This window comes from Pannonibacter anstelovis (assembly GCF_036881715.1).
Taxonomy (GTDB): domain Bacteria; phylum Pseudomonadota; class Alphaproteobacteria; order Rhizobiales; family Stappiaceae; genus Pannonibacter; species Pannonibacter anstelovis.
The window spans coordinates 543,001-553,487 of sequence record NZ_JBAKBF010000001.1 but is presented as its reverse complement, the minus strand read 5'-3'; the positions used below and the strand labels follow the sequence as shown (position 1 = coordinate 553,487).

Genomic DNA, 10,487 nt, shown 5'->3' with positions numbered 1-10,487 from the left:
GCGGGTGTAGCTCAGTTGGTTAGAGTGCCGGCCTGTCACGCCGGAGGTCGCGGGTTCGAGCCCCGTCACTCGCGCCACTTACGAAACTTGATAAAGCCCCCTTGCGGGTTTTTTTTCATGTCTGCTAAAAATTTCCACGTTTATGAAATTCTTGCCCGGCTGGGCAGGCGGGCAGCGGCCGGTGCGGCGGTTGGCCGCGGTGTATGGTTTTGGGGAGGCCTTTTCCTGTGGGGTTTCCGCACTAGGTGCCCATTAACAGGATATGCGGGTTGCGGTGCTGCCGCAGGGGTGACGGGCCTTTCCGGAGCTGTTTATGCTTTCTGGCTTGCGCAAGCCATTGCGCCTTCTGCTTTCGGCACTTGCGTTGGTCATGCGCGTGAGCTAAGCGTGCGCTCGCATGTTGGTAAAATCGGGGCGTTTGACAGGCTCGAGTCGTACTCCTATGAGTGGGGCACGTGCCGGAAGCACCGGATCTCCTCCCGATCCGGCCCGCCAAGTGCAAGGACGCGAAAGACATGGAAGATCTGTTGCGGGACTATCTCCCGATTGCCGTCTTCATCGGTATTGCGCTGGTCATTGGCCTGGCGCTGCTGGTGTCGCCGTTTTTGCTGGCCTATTCCAAGCCGGATCCTGAAAAACTGTCGGCCTACGAGTGCGGATTCAACGCCTTTGACGATGCGCGCATGAAGTTTGATGTGCGCTTCTATCTGGTGTCGATCCTGTTCATCATCTTTGATCTGGAAGTGGCTTTCCTCTTCCCCTGGGCCGTTGTGTTCGGGGATCTGGGCTGGCTCGGCTTCTGGTCGATGATGACCTTCCTCGGTGTGCTGACCATCGGCTTTATTTATGAGTGGAAGAAGGGGGCTCTGGAATGGGACTGACCACGTCTTCGGGCACGCTGGTCGCACCCGCTCCGAAGGGTGTGATCGATCCGGCCACCGGCAAGCCCGTCGGGGCTTCCGATGCCTTCTTCATGCAGGTCAATGACGAGCTGGCCGACAAGGGCTTTCTGGTCACCTCGACCGAGAGCCTCATTCAGTGGGCCCGTACCGGGTCTCTGATGTGGATGACTTTCGGCCTGGCCTGCTGCGCCGTGGAAATGATGCAGATGTCGATGCCGCGTTATGACGCGGAGCGGTTCGGCTTTGCACCGCGTGCCAGCCCGCGCCAGTCGGACGTGATGATCGTTGCCGGCACGCTGACCAACAAGATGGCGCCTGCGCTTCGCAAGGTCTACGACCAGATGCCGGAGCCGCGCTATGTCATCTCCATGGGCTCCTGTGCCAATGGTGGCGGCTATTATCACTATTCCTATTCGGTGGTGCGCGGTTGCGACCGTATCGTTCCGGTTGACATTTATGTTCCGGGCTGCCCGCCGACGGCAGAGGCGCTGCTTTACGGCGTGCTGATGCTGCAGAAAAAGATCCGCCGTACAGGCACGATCGAACGCTAAGGCCGTCCGGGCGCAAGGCCCGGGCAGCACTTTGTAGAATGCAAGGGCGCGGGTTGAGGGATCCGCGCCGTCAGGTCCGGAAGGGTCGGGAACAAAACGATGGACGAGACGCTGAAGGAACTCGGCGAGCATATCGGGCTGGCGCTGAAGGACCGGTTGTTGTCGTGGCAGGTTGCCTATGGTGAGCTGACGCTGACCGTTCCGGCCCAGGACATTATCGATGTGGTGCGTTTCCTGCGCGATGACGCGAGCTGCAAGTTCGTCAATCTGACGGACATTTGCGGTGTGGATTATCCCTTCCGCGACAAGCGCTTCGACGTTGTCTACCACTTCCTGTCCCCGGTGCAGAACCAGCGCATCCGCGTGAAGGTGGCGACCGACGAGGATACGCCGGTTCCGTCGCTGACGCCCGTGTTCCCCGGTGCCGAGTGGTTCGAGCGTGAAGCCTACGACATGTATGGCATCCTGTTCTCCGGCCACCCGGATCTGCGCCGCATCCTCACGGACTACGGTTTTGACGGCCATCCGCTGCGCAAGGACTTCCCTGTAACCGGTTACGTGGAAGTGCGTTATGACGACGACAAGAAGCGCGTCGTCTATGAGCCGGTCCGGCTGACACAGGAATTCCGCAACTTCGACTTTCTCTCGCCCTGGGAGGGCACGGACTACGTGCTTCCCGGCGATGAGAAGGCAACGACGAATTAAGGGCGGGCGGCATGGCTGAGGCTCAGGTTCGCAATTTCAATATCAACTTCGGTCCGCAGCATCCGGCGGCGCACGGCGTGTTGCGCCTTGTGCTGGAACTGGACGGCGAAGTGGTGACGCGCGTTGATCCGCATATCGGACTGCTGCACCGCGGCACCGAGAAGCTGATCGAGCAGAAGACCTATCTGCAGGCAGTTCCCTATTTCGACCGCCTCGACTACGTGGCGCCGATGAACCAGGAGCATGCCTTTGCCCTGGCGGTGGAGCGTCTGCTTGGCATCACCGTGCCGATGCGCGGGCAGCTGATCCGTGTGCTCTACTCGGAAATCGGCCGCATCCTGTCGCATCTGCTCAACGTGACGACGCAGGCCATGGACGTTGGCGCACTGACGCCGCCGCTCTGGGGCTTCGAGCCGCGTGAAGAGCTGATGGTGTTCTATGAGCGGGCCTGCGGCGCGCGCATGCACGCTGCCTTCGTCCGGCCGGGCGGAATCCATCAGGATCTGCCGCGCCAGTTGCTCGATGATATCTGGGATTTCTGCGATCCGTTCCTGCAGACGCTGGACGATATTGAAGGTCTTCTCACCGACAACCGCATCTTCAAGCAGCGTAACGTCGATATCGGCGTTGTGACGCTGGAAGAGGCCTGGGCCTGGGGCTTCTCGGGTGTCATGGTGCGCGGTTCGGGCGCCGCCTGGGATCTGCGCAAGTCGCAGCCCTATGAGTGCTACGGCGACCTCGATTTCGACATTCCGATCGGCAAGAACGGCGATTGCTACGACCGCTATCTCATCCGCATGGAAGAGATGCGCCAGTCGATCCGCATCATGAAGCAGTGCCTTGAGCGGCTGACCAAGGAGACCGGTCCGGTCTCGTCTACCGATGGCAAGATCGTGCCGCCGAAGCGCGGCGAGATGAAGCGGTCGATGGAAGCGCTCATCCACCACTTCAAGCTCTACACGGAAGGCTACCACGTGCCGGCTGGCGAAGTTTACGCCGCCGTGGAAGCGCCGAAGGGTGAGTTTGGCGTCTACCTCGTGGCGGATGGCACCAACAAGCCGTACCGCTGCAAGATCAAGGCGCCGGGTTACAGCCATCTCCAGGCGATGGATTTCCTCTGCCGCGGGCATCAGCTTGCCGATATTTCCGCAGTGCTCGGCTCGCTCGATATCGTGTTCGGGGAGGTCGACCGCTAGGGCATGGACCTGACCGGAGCCCCGATCGGCGTGGACAAGGCCAGCGGCGCCATTTCGGATGCGACGCTGGTGGAGCACGCAGGTCTGGTGCTGACGCGGATGGCAGCCAAGGCGCTGCGGCCGCTGGACGATCTGGGGTTCTCGCATGCGGCGCGGCTGATCCGCTGCCTGCTGCCAAGCCGCCGCAAGGTGGCTGTCAGGTTCACGCAGGACATGACGTTCTGCTTTCCCTATGGCGACGGCTATTGGGGGCTTCTGCTGGATCCTCGCGATACCTACGAGGAAGAGGTAGAGGCGGTGCTGCTGGCGGTGAAGGATTGTGATTACACCTTCATCGATTGTGGTGCCAATTACGGGTACTGGTCACTAAAAGTGGCCAGTGAGCGGTTTGGCCGGCACAAGGCGGCCGCAATCGAGCTGGATCCCGCCAGTTTCGCCCTGCTTGAGGCGAATGTGGCGGCGAACGGCAACAAGGTCACCTGCCTCAACCGGGCGGTGGCCGGACGGGATGACGATGTGCTCCGTTTCTACGGAGCAAAGCATGAGGCGCGATCCGTTGTGCCTCAGGCCGGTGTGGAGCCGAAGGGCGAAGTTCTTTCGGTCACTCTGGACCGCCTCGTGGACGATGGACACATTCCGCAGGATGGGCCGCTGGTCCTGAAGCTGGATGTGGAGGGCGTTGAGATCGAGGCGCTGCGCGGTGGTGTGGCGCTTCTGATGCGCGATGTCCTTGTGATCTACGAGGAGCATGGAAGCGACCGCAGCCATGCCGTTTCGCGCTACCTGCGCGAGGAATGCGGAATGCGGTTGTTCGGTCATGCCGGACGCGACTTTTTTGAACTCGGCCCGCTCGGTGAGCTGGACCGTATCAAGACCAACCGGCGCAGAGGTTACGACTTCTTCGCCACACGCAGCCGCTTCTGGCTCGACCGTCTCGAAACCCTCGCAAGAGGGTAGGGGACGGCGGGCAGGACCGGAGTGGCAGCGGCCCACAGGGCACGGAACGGGGAAAAGGACCATGGCGGTTCGCAGACTTGCCGCTGAACAACCTGAAAGCTTTGCTTTCACAGCGGAAAATCTCGCTTGGGCGAAGAAGGTGATCGACCGTTACCCGGCTGGCCGTCAGGCCTCGGCCGTGATCCCGCTTTTGTGGCGCGCACAGGAACAGAACGAAGGCTGGGTGAGCGAGCCGGCGATCCGCTACATCGCGGAAATGCTCGGTATGCCGCACATCCGCGTGCTGGAAGTGGCGACGTTCTACACCATGTTCCAGCTGCAGCCGGTGGGCAAGAAGGCGCACATCCAGGTGTGCGGCACCACGCCCTGCCAGCTGCGCGGCGCGGAAGATCTGATCCGCGTGTGCAAATCGAAGATCGCTGCTCATGCCCACGAGCTGTCCACGGACGGCAATTTCTCCTGGGAAGAGGTCGAGTGCCTTGGTGCCTGCGTCAACGCGCCCATGGTGCAGATCTTCAAGGACACCTACGAGGATCTGACGCCCGAGAGCCTTGAAAAGCTCATCGACGACATTTCCGCTGGCCGCGAAGTGACGCCGGGTCCGCAGATCGACCGCCGTTTCGGCGCTCCGGAAGGCGGCCCGACGTCGCTGACCGACATTGCCGATGACACGCAGGGCGTTCTGCCTGTTCCGCATGTGGTGGATGGGGCGGAGAAGGCCTCGCATGCCTTCGCTGGTCCTTCGATCAACGGCGGCGGCAAGGATTTCAACGGCGTGCCGGATTCGGCTGAAGTATCAGTTGCACGTGTGAAGGCCGAAGTGGCCGCCCGCAAGGCTGCTGAAGCCGCAGCCAAGAACGAGGGGTGAGAGAGGCAAGATGCTGAAGGATCAGGATCGGATCTTCACCAATATCTACGGCTTGCACGACTGGGGCCTTGAGGGCGCCCGCAAGCGTGGCCATTGGGACAACACCAAGGGGCTGATCGAAAAGGGCCGCGACTGGATCATCGAAGAGATGAAGAGTTCGGGTCTGCGCGGGCGCGGTGGCGCCGGCTTCCCGACCGGTCTCAAGTGGTCCTTCATGCCCAAGGCCAGCGACGGCCGCCCGTCTTATCTGGTGGTCAATGCGGACGAGTCCGAGCCGGGCACCTGCAAGGACCGTGAGATCCTGCGCCATGACCCGCATACGCTGGTCGAGGGTTGCCTCGTTGCCGGTTTCGCCATGGGCGCCATCGCCGCCTACATCTATGTGCGCGGCGAGTTCATCCGTGAACGCGAGCGCCTGCAGGCTGCCATCGACCAGGCCTATGAGGCCGGGCTGATCGGCAAGAACAACAAGAACGGCTACGATTTCGACATCTACGTCCATCACGGCGCAGGTGCCTATATCTGCGGTGAAGAGACCGCGCTGCTCGAAAGCCTTGAAGGCAAGAAGGGCCAGCCGCGCCTGAAACCGCCGTTCCCGGCGAACGTCGGCCTCTATGGCTGCCCGACCACCGTGAACAATGTGGAATCGATCGCCGTATCGCCGACGATCCTGCGCCGCGGTGCTTCCTGGTTCTCCGGTCTCGGCAAGCCGAACAATGCAGGCACGAAGCTGTTCTGCGTCTCCGGCCACGTCAACCGTCCCTGCACGGTCGAGGAGGAGCTGGGCATTCCGTTCAGCGAACTCATCGAGAAGCACTGCGGCGGCATTCGCGGCGGCTGGGACAATCTGCTGGCGGTGATCCCGGGCGGCTCGTCCGTTCCCTGCCTCACCGGCGAGCAGATCAAGGACACGGCCATGGACTTCGACACCCTGCGCGGCCTCGGCTCCGGCCTCGGCACGGCGGCGGTGATCGTCATGGACAAGTCCACCGACATCATCAAGGCGATTGCGCGCCTGAGCTACTTCTACAAGCACGAGAGCTGCGGCCAGTGCACGCCGTGCCGCGAAGGCACCGGCTGGATGTGGCGCGTCATGGAGCGCATGGTCAAGGGCCAGTCCTCGCGTGAGGAAATCGACATGCTGTTCAACGTCACCAAGCAGGTGGAAGGTCACACGATCTGCGCCCTTGGCGATGCGGCTGCATGGCCGATCCAGGGCCTGATCAAGAACTTCAGGCCCGTGATCGAGGCCCGCATTGACGACTACGTGGCCAAGACCAAGGCTCCCAAGGCCTTGGCTGCGGCAGAGTAACCGGGAACGGAATTCGGAGACAGGCGATGACAAAGCTGATCATCGACGGCAAGGAAGTTGACGTCCCGGCGGATTACACGCTGCTGCAGGCCTGCGAGGAAGCAGGCGCGGAAGTGCCGCGTTTCTGCTACCATGACCGGCTGTCGATTGCCGGCAACTGCCGCATGTGCCTTGTGGAAGTGAAGGGCGGGCCCCCGAAGCCGACCGCCTCCTGCGCCATGGGCGTGCGTGACCTGCGGCCCGGCCCGAACGGCGAGCCGCCGGTGGTGCTGACCAAGAGCCCGATGGTCAAGAAGGCCCGCGAGGGGGTGATGGAGTTCCTGCTCATCAACCACCCGCTGGACTGCCCGATCTGTGACCAGGGCGGCGAGTGCGACCTGCAAGACCAGGCCATGGCCTATGGTGTGGACAGCTCGCGCTTTGCCGAAAACAAGCGCGCAGTCGAGAACAAGCACCTCGGCCCGCTGGTCAAGACCATCATGACCCGCTGCATTCACTGCACGCGCTGTGTCCGGTTCACCACGGAAGTGTGCGGCGTTGCCGACATGGGCCTCATTGGCCGCGGCGAGGATGCAGAGATCACCACCTATCTGGAAGCCGCGCTGTCCTCCGAAATGCAGGGCAACGTTGCTGACCTGTGCCCGGTCGGCGCGCTGACGCACAAGCCCTACGAGTTCAATGCCCGTCCCTGGGAACTGGTGAAGACGGAGAGCATCGACGTCATGGACGCGCTCGGCTCTGCCATCCGCGTCGACACCCGTGGCCGCGAAGTGATGCGCATCATGCCGCGCCTCAATGACGAGGTGAACGAGGAGTGGCTCTCGGACAAGTCCCGTTACATCTGGGACGGCCTGAAGACGCAGCGGCTCGACCGGCCCTACGCCCGCAAGGACGGCAAGCTGGTTCCGGTGAGCTGGAGCGAAGCCTTCCAGATCATCGCGGACAAGGTGAAGGCCACCACTGCTGACAAGATTGGCGCGCTCGCCGGCCAGCTGTCCAGCGTGGAAGAGCTGTTTGCGCTGAAGAGCCTGATGGACAGCCTCGGTGTGAAGAACATCGACAGCCGCTTCCCTGGCTCGCCGCTGCATCCCAAGCATGGCCGCGCCAGCTATCTGTTCAATGCCACGGTGGCCGGGATCGACGAGGCCGATGCCATCGTTTTGATCGGCACCAACCCGCGCCTCGAAGCTCCGGTGCTCAATGCCCGGTTGCGCAAGCGCTGGGTCAAGGGCAATGTCGAGATTTCCGTGATCGGCCAGAACGCCGATCTCACCTATCCGGTTACCTACAAGGGTGCAGGTCCCGACACGCTGGCATCGCTCATCGACGATGCGTCCTTCCTCGCTGGCGCGAAGAAGCCGCTCATCATCGTGGGTCAGGGCGCGCTCAACCGTCCGGACGGAGCTGCGGTTCTGTCGCTGGCGGCCAAGCTCGCCCAGTCGCGCGGCGCGGTCCGGGAAGACTGGAACGGCTTCAGCGTTCTGCACACGGAAGCCGCTCAGGTTGGCGCGCTCGACATCGGCTTCGTGCCGGGTGAGGGCGGTCTGTCAACCGGCCAGATCCTGGCCGAGAACAGCCTCGACGTGCTGTTCCTGCTGGGCGTCGACGAGATCGAGATCCCGGCTGGTGCCTTCGTGGTCTATCAGGGCACCCATGGTGACAAGGGCGCACACCGCGCCGACGTCATCCTGCCGGGCGCAGCCTACACCGAGAAGTCCGGCCTTTACGTGAACCTTGAAGGCCGCGTCCAGCTGGGCGACCGTGCCGGCTTCCCTCCGGGTGAAGCGCGTGAAGACTGGGCCATCCTGCGTGCCCTGTCTGCTGTTCTCGGCAAGGCTCTGCCGTTCGACAGCCTGGCGCAGCTGCGCGCCAAGCTCTTCGAGGCATTCCCGCACATGGCGGCCATCGACACCATCGCAGCCGGTAACCCGGCTGACGTGGAGGCTCTGGCCGGCCTTGGCGGCAAGACCAACTCCGTCGCCTTCACCAATGTGATCAGCGACTTCTATCTGACGAACCCGATCGCCCGCGCGTCGAAGGTCATGGCGGAATGTTCCGCACTGGCCAAGTCGCGCCTGGCGGCGGCTGCGGAATAAGGGGCAGGGGACAACGATGTCGGAGTTTATGACGACCTACGGCTGGCCGTTCCTCTGGATGGCGTTCCAGAGCGTGCTGCTGATGGTGGTGCTCCTCGTGATCATCGCCTACATCCTCTATGCCGACCGCAAGATCTGGGCTGCCGTGCAGATCCGCCGTGGCCCGAACGTGGTCGGCCCCTGGGGGCTTTTCCAGTCCTTTGCCGACCTTCTGAAGTTCGTGCTGAAGGAGCCGGTCATTCCGTCGGGCTCCAACAAGGGCCTGTTCCTGCTGGCGCCGCTCCTCACCGTGCTTCTGGCGCTCAGCGCCTGGGCGGTGGTGCCGGTGGCCGATGGCTGGGTGATTGCCGACATCAACGTGGGCATTCTCTACATCTTCGCCATCTCGTCGCTGGGGGTTTACGGCGTCATCATCGGTGGCTGGGCGTCCAACTCGAAGTACCCCTTCCTGTCGGCCCTGCGCTCTGCGGCTCAGATGGTGTCCTATGAAGTCTCCATCGGCCTCGTGATCGTCACCGTCCTGCTTTGTGCCGGTTCGCTGAACCTGACCGAGATCGTCAACTCCCAGAAGACGGGTCTGGCGACCGCGGTCGGTCTGCCCTGGCTGTCGATCCTGAACTGGTACTGGCTGCCGCTTCTGCCGATGTTCGTGGTGTTCTTCATTTCGGCCCTGGCCGAAACGAACCGCCCGCCCTTCGATCTGGCGGAAGCTGAATCGGAACTCGTCGCCGGTTTCATGGTGGAATATGGCTCCACCCCGTACATGATGTTCATGCTCGGCGAGTATGTGTCGATTGCGCTGATGTGCGCGATGATGACCATCCTGTTCATGGGCGGCTGGCTCCCGCCGGTGGATGCGGTTCCCTTCACCTGGGTGCCGGGCATCGTCTGGTTCCTGCTGAAGTCGCTGCTCGTCTTCTTCATGTTCGCCATGGTGAAGGCAATGGTCCCGCGCTACCGCTACGACCAGCTGATGCGTCTGGGCTGGAAGATCTTCCTGCCGCTGTCGCTGATCATGGTTGTGGTCGTCGCCGGCGTTCTGCAGGTGATGGGCTGGGCCCCGTAAGGCCATGGATATTTCCGTCGCCGGGTTGATTGGCGCAGCCATAGGGTTGTACATCGGCTGGCTCGACTACGGCATCCTGAACGGGCTGCTGTCGGCGATGGTCGAAAAGAACAAGCGCAAGGGCGGCGGATGGGCCGTGCGGTTCGAGCCAGTCCTGCGCAAACTGGTTTTCATCCTTCCGGTCACCCTCTTTCCGGTGATCGGGTATCTGGCCGCGTTTCAGCTTGTAGGCTGAGCGGCAGGAAGGCAAAGAGGCTCTGGCGATGGGACTTGATCAGGCCATAAAGTCGCTGTTCTTGAAGGAGTTCGTATCGGCGTTCTTTCTCGCCATGCGGTATTTCTTCAAGCCGAAGCCGACTGTGAACTACCCCTTCGAGAAGGGGCCGGTGAGCCCGCGTTTCCGCGGCGAGCACGCCCTGCGGCGCTATCCCAACGGGGAAGAGCGCTGCATCGCCTGCAAGCTGTGTGAAGCCATCTGCCCGGCGCAGGCAATTACCATCGAAGCCGGCCCGCGCCGCAATGATGGCACCCGCCGCACCACCCGTTATGACATTGACATGGTCAAGTGCATTTACTGCGGCTTCTGCCAGGAAGCCTGCCCGGTGGACGCCATCGTCGAGGGCCCGAACTTCGAGTTCGCCACCGAGACGCGTGAAGAGCTCTACTACTCCAAGGAAAAGCTGCTCGCGAACGGCGACCGTTGGGAGCGGGAAATCGCCCGTAACATTGCAATGGATGCGCCCTACCGCTGAGGCGGCAGGCACAAGAAACAAGACCCCTGGCCGGCGCATGAGGCGGGCAGGGGATGCGCGGAACCGGCCGGCCGGCGGGGGA

At 62.4% G+C, this 10,487-nt stretch carries 11 protein-coding genes and 1 tRNA gene; all 12 read left to right on the top strand.

Going from position 1 to position 10,487, the window contains the following annotated elements; all coding sequences use genetic code 11:
• Nucleotides 1–77, top strand: a tRNA-Asp gene (locus V6L75_RS02470).
• A 438-nt stretch (nt 78–515) separates the two neighbouring features.
• Nucleotides 516–881: an NADH-quinone oxidoreductase subunit A gene (locus V6L75_RS02465; protein ID WP_026355734.1), complete on the top strand. Its 366-nt coding sequence runs from the start codon at nt 516–518 to the stop codon at nt 879–881.
• The gene (locus V6L75_RS02460; protein WP_334249929.1) at nt 872–1,453 is read left to right on the top strand and encodes a NuoB/complex I 20 kDa subunit family protein; all 582 of its coding nucleotides are present in this window, start codon (nt 872–874) and stop codon (nt 1,451–1,453) included. Before V6L75_RS02465 ends, V6L75_RS02460 begins: the two co-directional genes overlap by 10 nt.
• 99 nt (nt 1,454–1,552) lie before the next feature.
• A complete protein-coding gene (locus V6L75_RS02455) occupies nt 1,553–2,158 on the top strand; it encodes an NADH-quinone oxidoreductase subunit C (protein WP_050473200.1) in 606 nt (201 codons plus the stop codon).
• Between the two features lie 11 nt (nt 2,159–2,169).
• Complete coding sequence (locus tag V6L75_RS02450) at nt 2,170–3,354, top strand: NADH-quinone oxidoreductase subunit D (RefSeq protein ID WP_334249928.1); 1,185 nt, start codon at nt 2,170–2,172, stop codon at nt 3,352–3,354.
• A gap of 3 nt (nt 3,355–3,357) precedes the next feature.
• Complete coding sequence (locus V6L75_RS02445) at nt 3,358–4,311, top strand: FkbM family methyltransferase (protein WP_334249927.1); 954 nt, start codon at nt 3,358–3,360, stop codon at nt 4,309–4,311.
• A gap of 61 nt (nt 4,312–4,372) precedes the next feature.
• Nucleotides 4,373–5,179, top strand: a complete 807-nt coding sequence (gene nuoE / locus V6L75_RS02440; protein WP_334249926.1) for an NADH-quinone oxidoreductase subunit NuoE — start codon at nt 4,373–4,375, stop codon at nt 5,177–5,179.
• Between the two features lie 10 nt (nt 5,180–5,189).
• Complete coding sequence (gene nuoF / locus V6L75_RS02435; protein ID WP_334249925.1) at nt 5,190–6,491, top strand: NADH-quinone oxidoreductase subunit NuoF; 1,302 nt, start codon at nt 5,190–5,192, stop codon at nt 6,489–6,491.
• 26 nt (nt 6,492–6,517) lie between these two features.
• Complete coding sequence (gene nuoG / locus V6L75_RS02430; RefSeq protein WP_334249924.1) at nt 6,518–8,587, top strand: NADH-quinone oxidoreductase subunit NuoG; 2,070 nt, start codon at nt 6,518–6,520, stop codon at nt 8,585–8,587.
• A 16-nt stretch (nt 8,588–8,603) separates the two neighbouring features.
• Complete coding sequence (gene nuoH / locus V6L75_RS02425) at nt 8,604–9,653, top strand: NADH-quinone oxidoreductase subunit NuoH (RefSeq protein WP_334249923.1); 1,050 nt, start codon at nt 8,604–8,606, stop codon at nt 9,651–9,653.
• Nucleotides 9,654–9,657: 4 nt separating this feature from the next.
• Nucleotides 9,658–9,888 (top strand): hypothetical protein, encoded by a 231-nt coding sequence (locus tag V6L75_RS02420; RefSeq protein ID WP_019964671.1) that lies wholly within the window; start codon nt 9,658–9,660, stop codon nt 9,886–9,888.
• A 28-nt stretch (nt 9,889–9,916) separates the two neighbouring features.
• Nucleotides 9,917–10,405, top strand: a complete 489-nt coding sequence (gene nuoI / locus V6L75_RS02415; RefSeq protein ID WP_019964670.1) for an NADH-quinone oxidoreductase subunit NuoI — start codon at nt 9,917–9,919, stop codon at nt 10,403–10,405.
• Nucleotides 10,406–10,487 lie beyond the last annotated feature (82 nt).

Bases quoted from the DNA above. Each gene is read 5' to 3' on its own strand.
- V6L75_RS02465 (WP_026355734.1), top strand. From the start codon at position 516: ATGGAAGATCTGTTGCGGGACTATCTCCCGATTGCCGTCTTCATCGGT.
- V6L75_RS02460 (WP_334249929.1), top strand. From the start codon at position 872: ATGGGACTGACCACGTCTTCGGGCACGCTGGTCGCACCCGCTCCGAAG.
- V6L75_RS02455 (WP_050473200.1), top strand. From the start codon at position 1,553: ATGGACGAGACGCTGAAGGAACTCGGCGAGCATATCGGGCTGGCGCTG.
- V6L75_RS02450 (WP_334249928.1), top strand. From the start codon at position 2,170: ATGGCTGAGGCTCAGGTTCGCAATTTCAATATCAACTTCGGTCCGCAG.
- V6L75_RS02445 (WP_334249927.1), top strand. From the start codon at position 3,358: ATGGACCTGACCGGAGCCCCGATCGGCGTGGACAAGGCCAGCGGCGCC.
- nuoE (WP_334249926.1), top strand. From the start codon at position 4,373: ATGGCGGTTCGCAGACTTGCCGCTGAACAACCTGAAAGCTTTGCTTTC.
- nuoF (WP_334249925.1), top strand. From the start codon at position 5,190: ATGCTGAAGGATCAGGATCGGATCTTCACCAATATCTACGGCTTGCAC.
- nuoG (WP_334249924.1), top strand. From the start codon at position 6,518: ATGACAAAGCTGATCATCGACGGCAAGGAAGTTGACGTCCCGGCGGAT.
- nuoH (WP_334249923.1), top strand. From the start codon at position 8,604: ATGTCGGAGTTTATGACGACCTACGGCTGGCCGTTCCTCTGGATGGCG.
- V6L75_RS02420 (WP_019964671.1), top strand. From the start codon at position 9,658: ATGGATATTTCCGTCGCCGGGTTGATTGGCGCAGCCATAGGGTTGTAC.
- nuoI (WP_019964670.1), top strand. From the start codon at position 9,917: ATGGGACTTGATCAGGCCATAAAGTCGCTGTTCTTGAAGGAGTTCGTA.